Consider the following 21,175-nt stretch of genomic DNA (forward strand, 5'->3'; position numbering starts at 1 on the left):
AACACTTATTTTAACAGGAGGCGGAAAATGGATTCAATACTTGATATTGTAATGGCAAGAGATCCATTTGAAAAAGAGTTCCATCAGGCGGTCACAGAAGTGATTGAGTCGGTAAAGCCGGTTCTGGACAGGAATCCCGAATACCGTCATGCAGGTATTATGGAAAGACTCATTGAGCCGGAACGTGTGGTTCAGTTCAGGGTTCCCTGGATGGATGACCAGGGGCAGGTTCGGGTCAACCGAGGCTTCAGAGTCCAGATGAACAGCGCCATAGGGCCTTACAAGGGAGGAATGCGTTTCCATCCTTCTGTAAATCTTTCCATTATGAAATTTCTTGCATTTGAACAAGTCTTTAAAAATGCATTGACCACTTTGCCTATAGGAGGTGGAAAAGGAGGATCGGATTTTGATCCCAAAGGCAAATCAGACAATGAAGTCATGCGCTTCTGCCAGAGTTTCATGTGCGAACTGTTTCGTTATTTAGGCCCTTATACGGATGTCCCGGCAGGGGACATTGGTGTTGGCGGAAGAGAGATCGGATACCTTTTCGGGATGTATAAAAAATTGAAAAATGAATTCTCCGGTGTTCTGACCGGCAAAAGTCTTAACTGGGGCGGAAGCCTTATCAGGCCGGAAGCAACCGGTTATGGTTCGGTGTTTTTTGCCGATGAAATGCTGAGTACCCGTAAACAAAGCCTTAAGGACAAGGTTTGTCTTGTTTCAGGCTCCGGCAATGTTGCCCAGTATACCATTGAAAAACTGAACCATCTGGGGGCAAAGGTGCTAACGCTTTCAGATTCTTCCGGATATGTTTATGATGAAAAAGGGATTGATGACGCCAAACTTCAATATATCATGTACCTGAAAAACGTCAAACGCGGAAGGATCAAGGAGTATGCCGAAAAATATCCCAAAGCGGTCTATACGGCTTTTGATGCGGGGACTGACCACAACCCGTTATGGAATCACAAGGCTGACTGTGTGTTTCCCAGTGCCACTCAAAATGAAATCAATGCAAAAGATGCCCAGAATCTGGTGAACAATGGTGTCTATATGGTCAGTGAAGGGGCGAACATGCCCACCATGCCGGACGGGATTGATATATTTCTTGACAATAATATACTTTATGCACCCGGCAAGGCAGCCAATGCCGGCGGTGTCGCCGTATCCGGGCTTGAAATGTCCCAGAATTCAATGAGAATCAGGTGGTCCAGGCAGGAAGTGGAATCCCGGCTTAAATCCATCATGCAAAGCATTCATGCATCATGTCTTTTGGCTTCGGAAGAATATGGAACTCCCGGCAACTATGTTAATGGTGCCAATATTGCCGGATTTATTAAAGTCGCGGATTCAATGATGGATCAGGGGATTGTTTGATCTGTCATGATTGTTTAACTCCTGTTCAAAAAGGCCTGTGATTTTTTTTGCAATTTTTTTATCGAATCATTCTTACATGTCAAAAATATAGGGTTTGATCATCGCAAGTTCGTTGGGCCGGATAGACCGCCAGGATATGGAATAAAGTGTTTCAGGGACATTTTTTTGAACAGGGGTTAAAACAGCCACCCTGATTTTATCATCTATTTCAATCCACAGGGTCTTGCTGATATTCAGATTATACTCTTTTGACAGTTTTTGGGCAAAATTATGGATATAGTTTTTTAAGGATGTGTTCATCATGCTCGGCTGGGTTTTGGCATTTTTCAAGATAACGGCAATGGGAACAAGGTAGCTGATGTTGTTTTTATCGGTTCCCAGTTTAACAATTTTAACATGGTATGATCCAGGCCACCATGAAACCGGCTTTTCACCTTTGGTTGTTTTTCCGTCCCATTCATAAATAAAATCATGCAGAATCATTTTTCTTTCCTTTGTTAAAAAGTTTTGATTGCCATTCGGCAGGCATGGGCAAAATCCTCGGGATAACATCCGCTGATCCATCTTAACTGGGCTTCGGAAAAGGTGTCGGGCGCATAGGGAAGTCTCGGGATAAAGGAATACAACATGTGTTGATCATGAATTTTTGAATCAAACCGTTTTGAAAATTCAATGGAGGTTACAAAGTTTGCCCCAAGGGATTCAAGTGTCTTTACGGCGGTCAGGATGGCTTGGTCCAGAGAATTTCTCATCTTGATATCTGCTTCAATAATATTACCGCAAGCGATTTTGGGCATAAGCTGCAGTTCCCATTCACTTATCTGGGCCTTGGGCACAAATAAAATAACCTGGTCATCTTCCATCAGTATTAGGGAGGATTGATTGCCTTTTTTGCCGTCCGTTCTTGTGTTGTGCTTAATTGCTTTTAAATAGGTTTTGAAAAATCCTTTGCCCGTTGCATCTTTGTACTGCCTTATAAAATCATTGATAAGGTCACCGCAGGAAAAGGACGGTATTGTTTGACCTGAATCGGTTTGAACAAGTTTCGGGATCATGGCATTTTGCTGGTGTATCATCTGGTGGGAGGCATGCAGCCTGTGGCCGGACTGGGCATATCCGAATCCAAAGTTCCATCCCCACAGGGTATTGTCAAATTCTAGGCAAGGAGCCGGGGTCTGGTTGAGTTTTGCCTGCAGGGCCTTCCTGAGATCTTCAAGCCGGTTTTGAGTTAAGCATGCTTTTTTGTCGGGCAGACAAATGCCAAGCCCGGCAGCAACTCTTACAAAGGCGCGCTGGTAGTATAAATGACGAATGCCTTTCATGTCTTCATCGCAAAGATCCAATGCCCTGTACCGGATGGCGTCATTGGCCATGTTTGATGCAAAATGGCCCCAGGGAATATAGGAATTTCGTCTCAGGTATTCAAATACATGGGTTTTCCCGTCTTCAGACAGATATTCGCCTGTAATTTCATTGTTTCCCTGTACCCCAGGTTTCAGCACCAGGGCATTTTTATAGTCATCAGGAAGATACCGGTTGTTCACAAGCACTTCAAAAAGTTCATGGTCATGGATTTCCGGGATCAGCTTGTCGTTTTGATCCTTTGTATATCCGATCCCGGCAGGACTCTGATTATCAGGATCAAAAAGGATACGGCAGGATTTTTTTGCCAGAAGCATCAGTTCTTCGGGGTCTGTGGATGCCTGGGCCAGTGCAATGGTAAGCGGATGCGGCAGAATGTCCAGAAGGGCTTTTTTGTTTTTGATTCCCGTGGTTTTATTTGCCTGGAACTTTTCAAAGTTTTGAAGCAAAGAGCAGGGAGCCGGTTTTGAGATACCTATGGTCTCGGGGTGTTCAGCTTTTACATCGGCCCATGCAGAGTTGATATATGTGGTGCCCCTGAAGGGAAACGGGTTGGCAATTTCATAAATAATGTCTGCACAGGGTTCATAAAGATCCGCATCGGGGAAATTGACACTGTTGTCAACTATCGTGCCGTCTTCAAGCTGCCCGAGAGATGCAATATGGTCATGGTTTCTTAAGTTTTTCACTTCAAAACCAGGCTTGTGAATTCCTACGATAAACCGGGCGTCCTCTCCCACACAGGATCTTGGGGTTATCATAATTCAGGTGCTCCCGACGGTATCAGGCAGACAAAGGTAAAGGTCTTGTCCGATGTGTTTTTGAACTGGTGTTCTATGTTTGCCGGAATAAATATGGCCGATCCTTCCGACAAGGGGTGCCAATGATCCTCTATAAGCACTTCTCCTGTGCCTGTGTGGACAAATACTTCATGTTCCCAATCATGGGTGTGCCTGGGGGTATACCCGTTTTTGCCCATTTCAAACACTCTCATGCAAAAGTTTTTTGCCCCGTCTTGTTTTCCGATCATAACCCTGCCGGCAACGTTTTTAACAGTCTCATTGCTCATGACAACCGGCAAGACATCTTTATAATTGACCACTTTCATTTTTTTTATAGGTTCCTTATTTGCAAAGTGATTCAGATTTGAATGTTATATCTGTCTATATTTTATATGGTAATGTTTTGGACAAATCAATCAATTAATTTGTCTTTTAACGATAGGATGGTTAGCTGTAAAAAATAAAAAAGTAGGATTTTTTCCTGATTTTAAGGTGACTGCCGGAGTGGAATGAGATATGTTTGCTTTTCCTTGATAATGGATTTTAAAAAAATATTGAGGAAAGTGGATTGTTAACAACTGGTTAGCATGAATATATTTAATAATAGTGAGTTGCAATATTGTGAAAATAAATAAAAATTTTGAATTATATCGATTTCAATTGCTTTCGAAGAGTCGCAATATACAATTAGACTTGTTTGAAAATATTGAAACCCTTATTAAAAATAAAAATAAATTTTTGGGAACAATTTTAGCTGATTTTCCTGAAATAAAACATAAAAAACTGTCTACAATACAGAAAGTCATATATGAAAAGCACGATTGGCATATTCTAAAAATTGGTGCTAAAAAAGAGATCAAAAACAATAAACCTGATTTTGACAAAGAAAATTTGGAAGATTGGCCTCATGTTACAGTTATTATAAATAATCATCCTGAAATTCAAACAATAGCCATATCTATAAACAGAAAGGCTTTTAGCAGTACTCAGGTAGTTGCTAATTTAATAAAAAATGCTGTTCAGGATCAATTATATAAATACGACTTTGTTATGCATGTAGAGGCGAAATTTCAAAAAAATAAATTCTGGGCATTAATCAATGAATATAAAGAGGATATAATCGCTTTGAAATTTGAATTGATATCCCCTGATATGAAGGAAACATCAAAAATATTAAGCTTGGATTTGGGAACAATCAATAAGCTTACAAATTCGCATAAAATAAATTTGGAACTCAATAGTTTCAATGGTAATGCTTTGGACATAAATCAGGAAAATGATAATATCAGAAGTCTTGTCGATTATGCAGCAGAAGGCGGAGGTGATATTTCTATTAAAATTTCGGGATTGCAAAGAAGAAAAAGGGCATCAAAATTTATAAAATCTGTAAAATTTGATGAAATAAGTTTAGACAATCCCACAAATGAAATTCTCGAATCTTTAACAAAGATTTTGATATGCATACCTCTGTAAAACAAGGATTCAGGATTTGATAACACTCTGAATTATTCTGCTTGAAGTCTGTAAATCAAACTACTCAGGATAAAACATCCTTGAAATTTAAAAATGTGTTGGATATAACATAATCGATCGTACAATTCTCGCACGCTTACCGAAAGGATACAAATTTGATCAAGCCTTGGTGCTGGTGAGTTTTGGTTCTTTTTTCGTTTAAATCCCTAATGTGTAATTAAATACAAAGGAGCAATATATGAGAAAATTGAAATCATTTTTTATTTTTAATGTTATAGCACTATCCCTTTTTTGGGTTTTTAATTCATTAGCTTATGCAGATCTTATTAATTCTGAAGAATGGGAAACAAGTGTTGATTCTGGGTCAGGTTATGGACAATGGACATTAAAAGAAAATTCAGACGGCTCTATTAGAACGGATGGAGAGTGGACTTATGTTTATAAAGGAAATTATGTTAATTGCCCTTTTACAAATGCAATAGTTACAATATCTGGACAATCTTTATCATTTAGCGCCACAGGCACAGCAACAGCTTCTGGTGCCCCTGTAGGCTATAATACAGCAACCTTTACATTAGACGTTAACGGAACAACTTCAGATAATTCTGGAAATGGAAACTATAGTATTTCTTTTAATCAATTTGGTTGGCCATCAAAATATTCAGGCAATTGGCAAGGTAATTTAATAAGTGGTGGTGGAATAACAACTACTATATTAAAAACCTACTATCGAGATGCTGATAATGATGGTTATGGTGATCCAAACAGTCCCTACGAAGTTGCTTCTCAACCTTCAGGATATGTAACAGACAACACTGATTGCAATGATTACGACTCAAGTATTCACCCAGGAGCGACTGAAATCACAGGAGATGGAGTTGACCAGGACTGCAATGGTGAAGATTCAGAGACTAAGGATTCTGGTAGCGATAATGTAGAAGTATTTATAACACGTTTTTATCAACAATGTCTTAACAGAGAACCTGACACTGATGGGCTCAATCATTGGATGAATAGCCTAAACAATGGAGATAAGGCAGGGGATGAACTCGCAGAGAATTTTGTTTTCAGTGAAGAGTTTCAGCATTTAAATACATCTGATTCTGAGTTTGTAACTATTCTTTATAATGCATTTTTTAATAGAACACCGGATACGGATGGCTATAATCACTGGATGAATCAAATTGCCGATGGCATGAGCCGTTCCTCGGTTCTTGACGGATTTACATCGGCTCAGGAATTTATAAATCTTTGTGAAGATTATGGGATTAAAGCAACTTCTTCTTCAAACGACACGTCTGTTCAAGGGTTTGTTACCCGTTTTTATCAACAATGCCTTAGTCGTGAGCCTGACACTGGAGGACTCAATCATTGGACTAATAGTCTTTACAACGGTGATCAAGCCGGAGCTGATCTTGCAGAGTCTTTTATTTTCAGTGAAGAGTTTCAGAATCGAAATACATCTGATTCTGAATTTATAACTATACTTTATAAGGCCTTTTTTGATAGAGAACCGGATACATCCGGTTATAATCATTGGATGGATCAAATTGCCAATGATCTAAGCCGTTCCTCGGTTCTTGACGGATTTACATCGGCTCAGGAGTTTATAAACCTTTGTGAAAATTATGGGATTAATTCTACTTTTACAGATCCAGAACCATCAGCATGTATTGATTTGATCGGTTCAAGGTATTCTGTTACAGAAATCAGGAATTTGCAAAATTGTGGTGGACCAACTGCAGATTACGATTATTATAATATTATTAATATCCAGCAAAATGGTTGCAGTGTTACTTTTTTTGATTCAGAAGGGATATGCGGATCAGGAAACTTATCCGGAACTTCTGCCACAATCACTTCAACCTGGTATGAAGATGGTGGAACTGTTGATGCTGTTTATAATGTTACATTCGCAAGTGATGGGTCTTCATTTCAAGGGACAGGAAGTGCTACATGGACGGATGGTTATGACAGCTGTCAAGCTACTTCAACAATAAAAGGTACAAAATATTAGAAAATTAAAAAAATGACTTAGCAGTCTGTAAAATCAAATTCCTGGACTATGGTACAGCCTATCAGGCTGTACCTATCCAAAATCTTTTTGTAGTATCCGCTTTCAGGATAGGCAATAAGATCATATTGGTCGATTAACGGAGTTGTTACATGTAATTGTGTTTTGGCCGGGAAAGGAGTAAGGGGTTATCCATTATTGGTCTCCAGAGTTTCCAAAGCTTCCTTGGCAGCGTCAACTAGGTCTTCATGGTCAAGTTCGGCAAGTTTTTCTTTGATCCAGTCTGCTGTTTTTCTGTCTCCGGTTTCTCCCAGGGCATAGAGAATATCTCCCTGAACAGGGGGATCGGTTTCATCAAACAGGCTGATCAGAACGGGGCACAGACGGGCAGCCAGTTTCGGGTCAGTTTCGGCAAGTTCCTCCACGATTACCATGGCTCCCAGCCTGACTGACCAGGTGTCATGCAGTAAAAGTTTGATAAAGGCGTCAAAAATATTCTGCTTTTCAATCATCTGCCGGGCTATCCAGGATGCGTCCCCCTGTTCGAGAATGTTTTTCAGGGTTCCGGCACTTAATTGTGACGGATCACGTCCCACTATCATATTGACAATTTCATCTGCCGTAACATTACCGGTCCATCTGAAATCATCATCAAGGATCAGGCAGGGTGCTGACATTACGCCGTCTTTTTGTGCGGTTTCACTAAACAAACTGCCGTCAATGATATGAAGATTTATGTTTTTGCAATTCAACGCAATGGGGATGACAGTTCTGACCACATTGGGACAATGGGGGCACTCAAGAGCAATATAAAGTGTTAACCGCACCGGGATGTCTATTTTATCAAGTGTGCTTTGAACATTCTCGGAAAGGTCGGATTGGGCCAGCATGGGTGGGGTGCCGTTGACCTGTGACAGGGCGTCAAGAAACGGGTCCAGTTCTTTTTTTAGGGGAAGGGCTGAATAGGTGATGTTCTCTTTGAGCAAGAACCCCGGCAGGTCTTTTTCTCCTTTCTCAGATTCAATGACCAGCTTTGATGTGGCATCTGCCATCTGGCGGGTAAAATTTGCAAATTGAGAGTTCTCAGCGTGATCCGTGGCGATCAGTTTTATCTTGACCGGTTCTTTGATTGTTTGATCCCAGGTTTGGATCAAGGTTTTGGATGCTGTGTCAAATATGTTCATAGTAAGCCTTCCATTTGATTGTATAAGGTTAGATGTATATCTTGAATACGGTGCATTGCAATCCCTTTTATTTTTATTGCAGGGGTGACAGCTCTTCTTTAGCAGATTCATGCTTTTAAATTAAGGGCAAATCATGTAATTATTGAACCTGTAACCGGATTTTAACCTTTATATTGATCTATAATCGGGCAGAAAAAATGAAATTTATTGCTGACCTTCATGTTCACTCCAAGTATTCAAGGGCTACGGCCAAAAATCTTGATTTTGAAAATCTTTATTATACGGCACAGATGAAAGGCATTACGGTTGTCGGAACCGGGGATTTTACCTATCCAGCCTGGATTGACGAGATTGAGTCCAAGATTGAAGAAACCGAGCCGGGAATGTTTTCCCTGAAAAAAGAGATTGCAAGGGATATCGACAAAACCGTTCCTGAAAATTGCCGGAACCCTGTACGGTTTATTTTGCAGACCGAGATCAGCAATATTTACAAGAAAGACGACCGGGTGAGGAAAAACCATAACCTGGTCTATTTTCCCGATATTGCCAGTGTGAAAAAATTCAATGCCAGGCTGGATGCCATCGGTAACATTAAATCCGACGGCCGTCCCATACTGGGACTGGATGCAGCCGACCTGCTTGCCATCATGCTGGATGTCAATGACAAGGGCTTTTTTGTGCCGGCCCACATCTGGACCCCCTGGTTTTCCATGTTCGGGTCAAAATCGGGATTTGATTCCATTGAAGAGTGTTTTGGTTCTTTAAAAGAGCATATCTTTGCCGTTGAAACGGGATTGTCTTCCGATCCTCCCATGAACTGGCGGATCAAGGATCTGGACAATGTCCGTCTGCTGTCCAATTCAGATGCCCATTCCCCAGGATATCTGGGACGCAATGCATCCGTGTTTGACACGGAGTTGAGTTTTTTTCATATGCGCCAGGCTCTTGAAAAAAATGATCTTGAACATTACCAGGGTACTTTGGATATGTTTCCCCACCAGGGCAAATACCATTATGACGGCCACAGGAAATGCAATATCTGTCTGAATCCCGCCGCCACCGACCAGATTGACGGCATCTGTCCCGAATGCGGTAAAAAGGTTACCTATGGAGTGCTCAACCGGGTCCAGGAACTGTCGCAAAGACCGGAAGGGTATGTGCCGGAAAATCGGCATGGATATCAAAGCATTATTCCCCTTGCTGATATGCTTTCGGAAATTTTTGAGGTGGGTCCTAAAACCAAAAAAGTGGCAACATATTATCAAAAGGCCATTGAAAATCTTGGGCCGGAGCTTGGCATCCTTCTGGATAAATCTTTTGAAGAGATAAAAACCGCCAACATACCCCTGCTGGCAGAGGCCGTACAAAAGATGCGAACAGGGGATGTCAACATTGATCCCGGTTATGACGGCGAATACGGGAAGGTCAACCTTTTTTCCAGGCAGGAAAAAGAACGTTTAAAAGGAGACAACAATCTTTTGTTTAAGCTTCCTGCCAAAAAAGCAAAAAAAAATGCAAAGGCAGTGGTTAAAAAGCCGGGTGCTGAGAAAAATAATGAAAAAAATCAAAACAATAAAGAAAAGCCCCGGCAAACAAGACCCGCAAATCATAACCGGGATCTGTTGGCCGGTCTGAATCCTGAACAGCAAAAGGCGGTTGAATCATCTGCAAGGGCCGTGGTTATCCAGGCCGGACCAGGTACGGGCAAAACCAGAACTTTGACTGCAAAAATTGCCTGGCTGATATCCAAAAAAAATATTGATCCTTTGTCCATCCTTGCCCTGACATTTACCAATAAAGCGGCAACACAGCTTGGACAGCGCATGGACAATTATATGACCAAAGCCAAAACACCTGTTCTGGCGGCAACTTTTCATTCTTTTTGCCTTAAGCTTTTAAAAGAGTACAAGGCATTTGATGCTGTTATTGTTGATGATCCAATAAGGCTTTCACTGGTCAAAGAAGCCATAGAGTCCTTGGAACATATTGAAATTACGAAAGAAAACAGTAAAAAGGGTCAGGTAAACAAAACAGATCAATTGATCAGTCTGTGCAAACAAAACTTGCTGAGGCCGGAGGATGATCTTGAAAAATTCATACCCCTTGAAAAATTCGTACACCAGGGTGAATTAGCGTCATTTAAAAAAATTTATCAAGCCTACCAGGTTCTTTGCAAGGAGCATAATGTGGTTGATTTTGAAGATCTGATGGCAATGACAATAAACATGCTCAACTGCGAAGAAAATATTCTGGCAAGTGTCCGCAAACAGTATCAATATATTTTTATTGATGAATACCAGGATTTGAATTTTGGACAGTATGTGTTTGTCAAATTGATATCACAAGATAACCATATTTTTGTGATTGGTGATCCAGATCAGTCCATATACGGGTTCAGAGGATCGGACAATAAATATTTCAAACTATTTGAAGATGATTTTCCAGGATGTGAAAAATTTTTTTTGACTCAAAATTACAGGTCCACCCAGACCATTCTTGACGCGTCTTTTCAAATGATCAGCAACTCTTTGGACAATGAGGAAAAATTCAAGATTTTTTCAGATGTGGAAACTCAAAAAAAACTGATCATCAAGGAGGCAGCAAGTGAAAAGGCTGAAGCCGTAGTCATTGGCAAGATGATTGAAAAGCTTGTGGGGGGAACCTCTTTTTTTTCAATGGACGCGGGCAAGACCGATCAGGACGAAACAAAAGAGTATTGTTTTGCAGATTTTGCCGTTCTTTATCGAACACGAAAACAGTGCGAGATTTTTATTGATCTGTTTGAAAAAGAGGGTATTCCTTTTCAGGCAGCCGATAAAAAAAATATGGTTGATATTGAAGGTATCCGGCAATTGATCAGTCTTTGCAGGATCATGTCCCAAAATGAGTGCTTTATTGATGTTGAGATTGTTTTTGATCATTTTGGCGTTAGGCTGGGTAAAAAAGGAAAAGAAATTTTTCATAAAGCGTATAATGACGCCTGCAAAACAAATCAGGATATTCTGGATGAATTTGTGCAAACAGATATCAGCGGGATCAAAGCTGCAACAAGACAGAATATTGTCATGATTGCACAAAAGCTCAAGTGCCTTCAAGAGGAGATCAGGCAGTGTGACACTGAAACAGGGTTAAGGCTTTTGTTTGAAAAGGCGGATTTAAAACCGATCATTGAAAGCAATGATAAAACAAAGCAAATTTTTGAAAAACTTTTATCCATCGGTATTCTTCACGATGATTTAAGGGGTTTTCTGGATGCGGTTGCCTTGAACCAGGATGCTGATATTTTGGAGTTTAATACACAAAAAGTCTCTTTAATGACTCTGCATGCTGCCAAAGGGCTTGAATTTCCGGTTGTGTTTGTTGCGGGGTGTGAACAAGGGCTTGTCCCTTTTGCAAAGGATGGTGAAACCACAGATGATCTTGAAGAAGAGCGTCGTCTGTTCTATGTTGGCATGACACGGGCCATGGACATTCTTTGTTTGACTTATGCAAAAAAAAGACGCATATTTGGCACCATTAAAAAAAGGCAACGATCTTTTTTTATTGAGGATATTGAAGCAAAACTGACACAGGTGGAAAAAGCGCCTGTTAAATTGTCAGTGAAAAAGAAAGCAAAACAACTGGAATTGTTTTGATTATGGTTTAATTGATGGAATTGAAAAATGCAGGATAAAAATGGAATCTAAAATAGTTGCAAAAGAGATAGTGAAAGAAAAAATAGTCAGGGAAATTGAACTGGAAAATAATCAGACTCTTGTGATATCAGATTGGTCCAGAAAAGTTAGTGAAGATGCTTATGTGGTTATCATGAAGGCGAATATGGATATTAAAATCAAACAAGATCTGTTTTCTGATGAACCCCTGTCTGAGTTTAAATTTGAAGATATCCTGGCGACTCTGGGTGGCAATGCAATGTATGAATACAGGGTTGAGCGCAACTTTATCATGGATCATGAAAAAGACGATGTGTTTGACGCGCTTGTCAAAACCTTTCTGGACAATCTGGGAAAATATGTGGCAAACTCCAAGTTTCCGGGAAAATTTATCTTAAAAGCATACAAAGACAAAAACAAATAACTGCCATGGGCATATTGGGTATTTTATTTAAGATTTGCCCACAACAAAGATTGAAAGTCTCTGTGTGAATTTTTTAAGACTTTCATATAAATTGGGGAAAATGGTAAAAAAAACAGGCCTTTTTTTATGGATTTGTTTTTATTGCATGGTTTGTGCTGGCAATGCTGCCGGCGATATCTATATGTATATTGACGGCAGCGGTATTATCCATTTTACAAATGTCCCCACATCAACTGATTACAAAGTATACATCAAAGAAAAACCCAAAAAAATAAACTCTCTGGCCTATATTCGCAAATATGATGATTTTATCAAGAAAGCCCAAAAAAAATATGGTGTTGAGTTTTTTTTGATCAAGGCGGTGATTAAAGCAGAATCAGATTTTAACGAAAGGGCGGTTTCAAAAAGAGGCGCAAAAGGCCTTATGCAGATTATGCCTGCCAATTTTAAATCCCTTTTTGTGGAAGACCCTTTTAATCCTTTGCAGAATATCATGGGGGGAACCCTTTATCTTAAGCGGCTGTTGATGCGCTACGAGCATAAACTTCCACTGGTGCTTGCAGCTTATAATGCAGGGCCACAGGCTGTTGATAAGTATCAGCGGATTCCCCCGTACAAAGAAACACAAAATTATGTCAGAAAAGTGATGAAAATTTATAGTCAGTATAAAAATTCCTGAGTGTGCCTAATATTTTTTTTGAATTTCTCGTATGAATTTTATCAGCCTGTCTCTCAGGTCCGGTCTTTCAAGGGCAAATGAAAGGTTGGCCATCTGGAATCCTGCTTTATCTCCACAGTCAAAGCGTGTTCCCTTAAATTTATATCCATAGATCGGCTGTTCTTTGAGAAGGGTTTTCATGGCATCGGTAAGCTGGATTTCTCCTCCCGCGCCTTTTTCTTTTTTTTCTAAATATTCAAAAATTTTGGGGGTGAGGATATAGCGGCCTATAATGGCAAGGTTGGAAGGGGCTTGGTCCGGACTTGGTTTTTCCACCATATCGTCGATTCGGAAAATATCTTCTTCCACCTGTTGGGCATCAAGGATGCCGTATTTGTCTGTCTGGTCTTTTTCCACTTCCATGACCGCAGCCATGGATGCCCGTAACCGGTCGAATTTTTTTACCATTTCGGAAAGAACGGGTTTATCGGTCTGGATAAGGTCATCAGCCAGAAGTACTGCAAACGGCTCATCTCCGACAATATCTTTTGCACACAATATGGCATGACCCAGGCCCAAAGGCTGGTGCTGACGGGTATAAATAATGTTGCCTGTTTTGGGAACAAGTTCCTGGATTTGTTTTAAAAGATCGTCTTTGCCTTTTTCCTGTAGTGCGTGTTCTATTTCATAAGACCTGTCAAAATGGTCTTCAAGTGCTTTTTTCCCACGGCCCGTAACAAAAATAATCTGTTCGATACCGGCTTCAAAGGCTTCTTCAACCGCATACTGGATGATGGGTTTGTCAACAACAGTGAGCATCTCTTTAGCCATGGCTTTGGTTGCGGGGATAAATCTCGTGCCAAGTCCTGCTACCGGAAAAACAGCCTTTTTGATTTTCATGAAAACTCCTTTGGATGATTTCGTGCGTCATGATCAGCGAGTATAACATTTATGATATGGTTTTATTGTTTATTTTGAATTCAATCATATGTCAAATTTATTTTGATTGAATATGTATGATATTCGTATTATTAAGATGAGTTGTAAAGTTTGTAATGGTTTGACATTATTGATTTTTTTTTGTATGGTTCATATCCTTAAGCGATCATGATAATTTTAGAGAAGGAAGTTCTAATGACTGATACAACCCAGAAAACATCTGGAATACCACCGGAACAACTCAGCTTGCAAAGTAAATTTCGGTTTAATTGCCATAAAGGCGTCAAATGTTTTACCGACTGCTGCCGGGGAATTGATATTATGCTGACCCCCTACGATATTTTAACCATGCGCAAAAAACTCGATTTGACGTCCGAGGAATTTCTTGCCGTATTTACGGACCCACAGATTCTTGAAAAGGCTGATCTTCCCGTGGTAACGCTTAAACTTCTGGATGATGAGAGAAAATCGTGTCCTTTTGTGGAAGACAAGGACGGATGTGTCATATATGAAGACCGCCCCACAACCTGCAGATACTATCCGTTGGGAGTCGGGTCTTTAAGTTATTCCGGTGAAAAAGGCGAAAAAGATGAGTTTTTTTTCACGGTGAAAGAAGATCATTGCATGGGGTTTGATGAAAACAAAGAATGGACTGTTGCAGACTGGAGAGCTGATCAGGGCGTTGATCTTCGTGACAAGGTAAATGACGGATGGATGGAACTGATTGTCAGGAAAAAATCATTGCCGCTGAGTATGAAACTTACCGAAGAAAGCAAAAAGATGTTTTTTATGGTTTGCTATAATATCGACAAGTTCAGGAACTTTGTTTTTAACAGCACATTTCTTGAAAGATATGATTTTCCAAAGGAAAAAATTGAAGAAATTAAAAAAGATGATATCTCATTATTGCAGTTTGGATTTGAATGGCTTAAAGCTGGCTTTTTTCAAACAGGACGGGAAAACTTTAAGGTAAAAGAAAAAAATAAACAGTAAGAAATCGGGTTCAAGTGTTTTTCAAACAGGCCATATTGCAATGCAAATGGCCTGTTTGAATTTTATTTAATAAGTATACCAGAGACTTGCGTGGGATTTGGTGTCGTTCAACCGCTCTTCAATGTTTACATTAAAAAATGACGCAACCGGTTCAAAAATTTCCGGGTTATGGGCCTGGACGCTTTTTGCGGCATCCAAAAGGATTTGAAAGCCTTTGAGGGTCATTTTTCCCAAGGGTTTGCGGCAGGGACCTGACGGCATGCCCAATAACTGCATCAAAGTTTTTAATGGAAGAGGATTTCTTGCCCTGCAAGTGACGGGTCCGAACTCGGAATCTTCTTGTGTGGTAACTACCACAAGGTCAAGCAGTGGTTTTAAGGCCTGCTGGATTTTCATGGCTCCGTTTGTATCTGCCTGGTTGAGCTGCAAGATCATCTGAGTCATAAATTTCGGGGCAATGTTGGACATGACTGAAATCCCTCCGCATGCCTTGATTTTCGGATCAGTCATCACGTCATAAACCAGGGCGTCATCCCCTGAGAATATTTTAAAGTCATTGCCGCAAAATTTACGGGTAAGTTGCATGTTTTCAATATTTCCTGTTGCTTCTTTTACGCAGGATACATTTGAAAAATTTTTTGCCAGGATGGCAAGGTCCTGGGGCAGCATCTGCGCACCGGTTCTGCCCGGAATAATATAAGGAATAATATTTACATCCGGGAATTGCTTGGCAATGACCTCATAGTATTCCCTTCTGATTTCAAGGGAGCTGGGTCCATTGTAATAAGGGTCCACCAAAAGGACTGCATCAATCCCTTTTTTTGCAGCATTGCCCACAGCTTCCAGAGCTTCTGCGGTGTTATTGCTTCCTGTTCCGGCAATTGTGAGACATTTGTCTTTTGCATGTTTGGCAACCTGGGCAATTACGTCATCGTGTTCCGTCCATTTGAATGTCGGGCTTTCACCAGTGGTTCCTGTTGCAAGTATTCCTGTGATACCATTTTCAATCTGAAAGTTGATAAGCTGTTCAAGTCCCTTTTGATCAAGTTCTCCTGCTTGATTAAAAGGGGTAATTAATGCTGTATAGCACCCTGGCTTCATATTTTACTCCTGGCATGTAAATAAATTGTTTCTAAATGGATTTTCCTAGATTCAGGTGCTATCACAACTCTTGGCTTGGTTCAAGCCAAAATTAAAATTGGTGATTATTTTAAAGGGGTCTTGACACAAAGTTGTATCAGAAATAGTATATAAGGTTTTAAATGATTGCCACAGGCAGGCTTGACCATTTTATATTACAATCTGGTCATCCTGGGTTTGGCCACAACAAAATTTGAAAGTCGTTGTTTGGATTTTTAAAGGCTTTCATGTAATTTAAGATTTGGACTTTTAATAAAATTAAATCTAAGGATAAGATCAATGACCAATACGGATCAAGGGAAAAATCTGCCGAAAGATGCGGATGAGCATATTGCAAGATTAAGAAGTCAGATTACCCATAATACTGAATGCGGTACAACCCATTATAACCTGGCTGTGGCTCTTTTGGGAAAGCAGGAGTATGTAGAGGCTGAAAAAGTCCTTCATGACGCAATTGACTGTAGTCCAACTCTTGCTGAGGCCTACGTTCTTCTGGGCGGTATCTGTCTTCAAAGAAAAGATCTTGAAGGGTGCTACCGGTATAACCAGCGTGCCACAAAGGCACGGGCCGGGTTTGCGGAAGGCTATGCGAATATGGCATTTGTCCTTCTTCAACTGGTTGATGGAAAAGATTCAAAGGAAGATGAAGAAAAGGTGGATAAAGCCATTAAAAATCTCAAAAAAGCCATTATTCATAACAAGCATTTTGTCCAGGCCTATGCAACCCTGGGGACTGCCTATTTTATGAAAGGGCTTGTACCGGAAGGGATCAAAGCAAATCTTGAAGCCCTTAACGTGCAGCCTGAATTTCCAATTGCCCATAACAATCTTGCCGTGGCCTATCTTGAGACCGGTGAATTTGATAAAGCGATTGTCCATTGTGACAAGGCTGAAGAGCTTGGGTTTGAAGTTGCCCGGGAATTAAAAGATGAGCTTGCGCCACACAGAAAAGCATAATGGAACCTGATTTGTTTTGCTTTTTTTTGTCCGGTGAAAAAAAAGAGGTCTTGCCAGGTTCTGAGTTGTGGGAACTTCCATTGTCAGGAAAAAATACCGGTTTTTCAAGCGACACTCCTTCTGAAAGAAAACTGCAAGATGCTGTTATAACTATTGGTGACTATTTTTTAGCCTCCTGTCGTTTTTTATCGGAAAATAATTTTTCAATATTAAAAGCAGGCCTTGAGGTTGTTTGTAAAAGGTCTGTTTTGACTGGGCAAATTGACAGGATCGTTGTGTTTCTTGAAAAGCACGGTGCTTTTTATCATCCGTTGAAAATTCAGGTTGTAGTTCATGGTTCTCCTGAATGTTGTTTTGTTCTGAACGGTGCAGTGTCAAAATCGGGTCTGTCATTGTTGGAAAATGAGTATAAAATCATATCCCGCCTGAACAAGACTCATTATGTACAACGCCATCTTCCTATGGTGTTTGGCGTTGATGTTATAACCACTGATAAAGGCAGGATTGGATTTTTTTTAGGAGAGTGGTTTGACGGCTATAAAGAGTTTCATGCCACACAAGACCATGGCATAAGACAAGTCGTGATATGGGAATCCGACGGCAAGTGCCATTATATTTCTGAAGTAGCAGCTTTTCCTATTTATCAGGAAATCTCCCGGATACTGACTTGTTACTATGATATTGAAACCTTTGATCAGATTTTTCCCTGGCATCATGCTGCCGGGGATTTTATTGTCAGGCAGGAGGCTGGTAAGGTTCATGTCCGCTTGATTTCAGTGCGAGGATATTCGCCTTTAACGGAATTTGGTGCGGATGAAAAAGATAAGCAAGAGCATATTTTGCCGTCTCTGCTGCTTTTTTTTCTGAATTTGCTTTTAAGGATGCGCCTTGACCGATTGAATGGCACGGGTCAAACCGTTATGCTTGGAAAGAACATGATAAAGCCGGTTGTGGAAGGCTTTTTGCATGCATTAGACGAGAAATCAGCTGTTTGTGGCTTTGGAAATTTAAGATTGATTTTTATAGCATTTTTCCAGCAATTCAGCCTTGAACAGGTTATGGGCATTATGGAAAATATTTTAGAATCTTATCAATCCAATTCAGAAGAAATTGCATTGATAAAAGAAAATTTTGAATCCCATTGTCGGACCTTGCATGTAATTTTTAGTGGGTTTTAAAAAAACCTTTTTTATTGACATGTTGAAATAGAAATTTTATATCTGCAATGTTATTTTGCTTAAGGTGATTTCAAGAAAAAGACGTTGATTTTTTAAGTCTTTGGAATAACAACATATCAGACTATTGAATGAAAAGTTTGGATAAATTTTTCATTATTGATTGAATGTAAATTAACTATTAATGGAGGTAAGTAAATGGCTAAGCATGAAACTCCTTTCCTGGATCAGTTAGAATCCGGCCCATGGCCTAGCTTTGTCTCTGACCTGAAACAGCAGGCTGAAGTCAGAGCAAAAAATGAAAAAGGCGTGGAATTCCAGATTCCCCAGGATTGTGTAGACGATCTTCTTGGGATTGTGGAACTTTCTTACAAGCATGGACGAACCCATTGGAAACATGGTGGTATCGTAGGTGTTTTTGGTTATGGCGGTGGCGTTATCGGTAGATATTGTGATCAGCCTCAGGCATTTCCAGGTGTTGAGCATTTTCATACAATGCGTGTAAACCAGCCTGCAGGTAAGTATTATACAACTGATTATCTTAGAAAATTGACCGACCTTTGGGACTTCAGGGGTTCCGGTGTTACCAATATGCATGGCGCAACCGGTGATATCATTCTTCTGGGAACAACTACTCCTCAGTTAGAAGAAGTTTTCTGGACACTGACACATGATTACAATCAGGATCTTGGCGGATCAGGTTCCAACCTGAGAACACCTGCTGACTGTCTTGGCCAGTCCAGATGTGAATATGCATGCTATGATACAAATGCACTGGTTCACTTTTTGACTAACGAATATCAAGATGAGCTTCATCGTCCTGCTTTCCCGTACAAGTTTAAATTCAAACTTGATGGCTGCCCCAACTGCTGCGTAGCATCTATTGCCCGTTCCGACATGTCTTTTATCGGAACCTGGAAAGATGATATCCGGATTGATCAGGATGCAGTCAACAAATATGTTGAAAATGACGCTGCATATCCTGCCAACGCCGGTGCCCATAAAGGCGGAGACTGGGGTCCTTTTGACATTGAAAAAGAAGTTATTGCGCTTTGCCCCACCGGATGCATGAAGTTTGAAAATAAAAAATTAGCCATTGACAATGCCAATTGTACTCGCTGCATGCATTGTATCAATGTAATGCCAAAAGCTCTTAAAATCGGTAAAGAAACAGGATGTTCCATCCTTTGCGGTGCAAAAGCTCCTATTCTTGATGGTGCTCAGATGGGTTCTCTGCTGGTTCCGTTTATTGAAGTTAATCCTGACAATGATTATGAAGCAATTACAGAAGTCATTGAAAATATTTGGGATTGGTGGATGGAAGAAGGTAAAAACCGTGAAAGACTTGGTGAGCTGATCATGCGTCAGGGATTCCAGAAACTTCTTGAAGTAACTGGTATCGAAGCAATGCCTCAGCATGTACAATATCCGAGAACCAACCCGTATATCTTCTGGAAAGAGGATGAGGTTACCGGCGGCTGGGAACGTGATGTTGAAGAATACAGAAAACACCATCAAAGATAAAAAGGGAGAATTATAATGGCATTTATTTCTACGGGTTATGATCCCAAAAAACCGATGGAAAACAGAATCACTGACATCGGCCCCAGAGACTATAATGAGTTTTATCCTCCAGTGATCGCAAAAAATAAAGGCAAATGGTCTCATCATGAAATCCTTGAGCCGGGCGTCCTCGTTCATGTTGCTGATTCCGGAGATGAAGTATATACAGTAAGAGTTGGTGGTGCGCGTTTGATGAGTACCACCCATATCAATGAGATCTGTGAAATTGCTGACAAACATTGTGACGGGCACCTTCGTTTCACTACCCGTAATAATGTTGAATTCATGGTTGACTCAAAAGATAAACTTGAACCCTTGAAAAATGATCTGGCATCCAGAAAATTTGATGGTGGTTCCTTTAAGTTTCCCATCGGCGGAACAGGTGCCGGTATCACAAATATCGTTCATACCCAGGGCTGGATTCACTGCCATACACCTGCAACAGATGCTTCCGGTACTGTAAAAGCATCAATGGACGCATTGTTTGCTGACTTCCAGGACATGAGACTTCCTGCACATCTTAGAGTTTCCATGGCTTGCTGCCTGAATATGTGCGGCGCAGTTCATTGTTCTGATATCGCTATCCTCGGATATCACAGAAAACCGCCAATGCTGGATCATGAATATCTTGATAAAGTTTGTGAAATTCCTTTGGCTGTTTCTGCTTGTCCTACCGCAGCAATCAAACCTTCAAAACAGACTCTTGCTGACGGCACGGAAGTAAAATCTGTTTCTGTTAAAAATGAAAGATGCATGTATTGTGGTAACTGCTACACCATGTGTCCTTCCATGCCTCTGGCTGATACAGAAGGTGATGGTATTGTTCTTATGGCAGGTGGTAAAGTTTCCAACAGGATTTCCGATCCTAAATTTTCTAAAGTTGTTGTTGGCTTTTTGCCCAATGAAATGCCAAGATGGCCTTCCATGACAGCTGCTATCACCAGAATGGTTGAAGCCTATGCCAAAGGTGCCAATAAATACGAGCGTCTGGGTGACTGGGCTGAGAGAATCGGATGGGAAAAATTCTTTGAAGCATGTGAACTTGAGTTCACACATCACCTGATTGATGATTTCCGTCAGCAGGCATACATGAGCTGGCGTCAGTCAACTCAGTTCAAATTCTAAGAATAGTTTTGAACGATAGTTGCTTATAAAGTCGTATAGGCCGGAGTGTATTTGCACTCCGGCTGAACCATTTCATTTCAAAGGAGTATGAAAATGAGTGAACTTCTTGACAATACCGAAGCTGCAACCAAAGCTGTTGTGGACTGGCTGACAAAAAAAGCTAAAACTAAATCCAAATTTTATATTAAAGACTTTTATAAAATTTTCCCGGATGATAAACCCAGGGCGATTAAGAAAGTTGTTAATAAAATGGTGGAAACAGGTGAACTCGAATTCTGGTCTTCAGGAAGTACAACCATGTACGGCCTTAAAGGCGGTGGTATTCAGCATTCTTCCGAAGGCGAAAGTTAGAGGTT

The 21,175-nt window shown here is 40.5% G+C and carries 18 protein-coding genes; 12 read left to right on the forward strand and 6 right to left on the reverse strand.

Annotated features, from left to right (window positions below; genetic code table 11):
- The first annotated feature begins 27 nt into the window (after window positions 1–27).
- Complete coding sequence (gene gdhA / locus TOL2_RS02975; RefSeq protein ID WP_014956067.1) at window positions 28–1,377, forward strand: NADP-specific glutamate dehydrogenase; 1,350 nt, start codon at window positions 28–30, stop codon at window positions 1,375–1,377.
- Window positions 1,378–1,449: 72 nt separating this feature from the next.
- Here gdhA and TOL2_RS02980 read toward each other — a convergent pair whose 3' ends face one another.
- The 3 genes from TOL2_RS02980 to TOL2_RS02990 are packed head-to-tail and all read right to left on the reverse strand — an operon-like array spanning window position 1,450 to window position 3,847.
- Entirely contained in the window at window positions 1,450–1,860 is a 411-nt protein-coding gene (locus TOL2_RS02980) for a hypothetical protein (protein ID WP_041279219.1), read from the reverse strand.
- A gap of 14 nt (window positions 1,861–1,874) precedes the next feature.
- Window positions 1,875–3,500 carry a hypothetical protein gene (locus tag TOL2_RS02985; protein ID WP_014956068.1) on the reverse strand — a complete coding sequence of 542 codons (1,626 nt, stop codon included), beginning with the start codon at window positions 3,498–3,500 and terminating at the stop codon, window positions 1,875–1,877.
- The gene (locus tag TOL2_RS02990) at window positions 3,497–3,847 is read right to left on the reverse strand and encodes a cupin domain-containing protein (RefSeq protein WP_014956069.1); all 351 of its coding nucleotides are present in this window, start codon (window positions 3,845–3,847) and stop codon (window positions 3,497–3,499) included. The genes TOL2_RS02985 and TOL2_RS02990 overlap by 4 nt, the downstream gene beginning before the upstream one ends.
- Before the next feature lie 295 nt (window positions 3,848–4,142).
- Here TOL2_RS02990 and TOL2_RS02995 point away from each other — a divergent pair, with 295 nt between their 5' ends.
- Window positions 4,143–4,994, forward strand: coding sequence for a hypothetical protein (locus TOL2_RS02995; protein WP_148278037.1), 852 nt, complete (start codon window positions 4,143–4,145; stop codon window positions 4,992–4,994).
- 238 nt (window positions 4,995–5,232) lie between these two features.
- A complete protein-coding gene (locus TOL2_RS03000; protein ID WP_014956071.1) occupies window positions 5,233–7,011 on the forward strand; it encodes a DUF4214 domain-containing protein in 1,779 nt (592 codons plus the stop codon).
- A 185-nt stretch (window positions 7,012–7,196) separates the two neighbouring features.
- On the opposite strand, the gene TOL2_RS03005 is transcribed toward TOL2_RS03000, so the two are convergent.
- Window positions 7,197–8,192, reverse strand: a complete 996-nt coding sequence (locus tag TOL2_RS03005; RefSeq protein ID WP_014956072.1) for a thioredoxin family protein — start codon at window positions 8,190–8,192, stop codon at window positions 7,197–7,199.
- 197 nt (window positions 8,193–8,389) lie between these two features.
- Here TOL2_RS03005 and TOL2_RS03010 point away from each other — a divergent pair, with 197 nt between their 5' ends.
- From TOL2_RS03010 to TOL2_RS03020, 3 genes are all read left to right on the forward strand, one after another.
- Window positions 8,390–11,827, forward strand: coding sequence for a UvrD-helicase domain-containing protein (locus TOL2_RS03010; protein ID WP_014956073.1), 3,438 nt, complete (start codon window positions 8,390–8,392; stop codon window positions 11,825–11,827).
- 40 nt (window positions 11,828–11,867) lie between these two features.
- Window positions 11,868–12,269: a hypothetical protein gene (locus TOL2_RS03015; protein WP_148278038.1), complete on the forward strand. Its 402-nt coding sequence runs from the start codon at window positions 11,868–11,870 to the stop codon at window positions 12,267–12,269.
- Window positions 12,270–12,369: 100 nt separating this feature from the next.
- Window positions 12,370–12,948 (forward strand): lytic transglycosylase domain-containing protein, encoded by a 579-nt coding sequence (locus TOL2_RS03020; RefSeq protein ID WP_041279220.1) that lies wholly within the window; start codon window positions 12,370–12,372, stop codon window positions 12,946–12,948.
- Window positions 12,949–12,954: 6 nt separating this feature from the next.
- On the opposite strand, the gene galU is transcribed toward TOL2_RS03020, so the two are convergent.
- Window positions 12,955–13,827, reverse strand: coding sequence for a UTP--glucose-1-phosphate uridylyltransferase GalU (galU, locus tag TOL2_RS03025; RefSeq protein WP_014956076.1), 873 nt, complete (start codon window positions 13,825–13,827; stop codon window positions 12,955–12,957).
- 234 nt (window positions 13,828–14,061) lie between these two features.
- On the opposite strand from galU, the gene TOL2_RS03030 reads away from it, so the two are divergent.
- The gene (locus tag TOL2_RS03030; RefSeq protein ID WP_014956077.1) at window positions 14,062–14,859 is read left to right on the forward strand and encodes a YkgJ family cysteine cluster protein; all 798 of its coding nucleotides are present in this window, start codon (window positions 14,062–14,064) and stop codon (window positions 14,857–14,859) included.
- Between the two features lie 66 nt (window positions 14,860–14,925).
- Here TOL2_RS03030 and dapA read toward each other — a convergent pair whose 3' ends face one another.
- Window positions 14,926–15,960 (reverse strand): 4-hydroxy-tetrahydrodipicolinate synthase, encoded by a 1,035-nt coding sequence (gene dapA, locus TOL2_RS03035; protein WP_014956078.1) that lies wholly within the window; start codon window positions 15,958–15,960, stop codon window positions 14,926–14,928.
- Window positions 15,961–16,278: 318 nt separating this feature from the next.
- On the opposite strand from dapA, the gene TOL2_RS03040 reads away from it, so the two are divergent.
- The 5 genes from TOL2_RS03040 to TOL2_RS03060 all read left to right on the forward strand — a co-directional run bounded on the left by TOL2_RS03040 (window position 16,279) and on the right by TOL2_RS03060 (window position 21,170).
- Complete coding sequence (locus tag TOL2_RS03040; protein ID WP_014956079.1) at window positions 16,279–16,956, forward strand: tetratricopeptide repeat protein; 678 nt, start codon at window positions 16,279–16,281, stop codon at window positions 16,954–16,956.
- The gene (locus tag TOL2_RS03045; protein WP_014956080.1) at window positions 16,956–18,134 is read left to right on the forward strand and encodes a hypothetical protein; all 1,179 of its coding nucleotides are present in this window, start codon (window positions 16,956–16,958) and stop codon (window positions 18,132–18,134) included. The genes TOL2_RS03040 and TOL2_RS03045 overlap by 1 nt, the downstream gene beginning before the upstream one ends.
- A 195-nt stretch (window positions 18,135–18,329) precedes the next feature.
- Window positions 18,330–19,655, forward strand: a complete 1,326-nt coding sequence (gene dsrA / locus TOL2_RS03050) for a dissimilatory-type sulfite reductase subunit alpha (protein ID WP_014956081.1) — start codon at window positions 18,330–18,332, stop codon at window positions 19,653–19,655.
- A gap of 15 nt (window positions 19,656–19,670) precedes the next feature.
- Window positions 19,671–20,819, forward strand: coding sequence for a dissimilatory-type sulfite reductase subunit beta (gene dsrB / locus TOL2_RS03055; RefSeq protein ID WP_014956082.1), 1,149 nt, complete (start codon window positions 19,671–19,673; stop codon window positions 20,817–20,819).
- Between the two features lie 93 nt (window positions 20,820–20,912).
- Entirely contained in the window at window positions 20,913–21,170 is a 258-nt protein-coding gene (locus TOL2_RS03060) for a dissimilatory sulfite reductase D family protein (protein ID WP_014956083.1), read from the forward strand.
- The last annotated feature ends 5 nt before the right edge of the window (window positions 21,171–21,175 follow it).

This window comes from Desulfobacula toluolica Tol2 (assembly GCF_000307105.1).
GTDB classification, from domain to species: domain Bacteria; phylum Desulfobacterota; class Desulfobacteria; order Desulfobacterales; family Desulfobacteraceae; genus Desulfobacula; species Desulfobacula toluolica.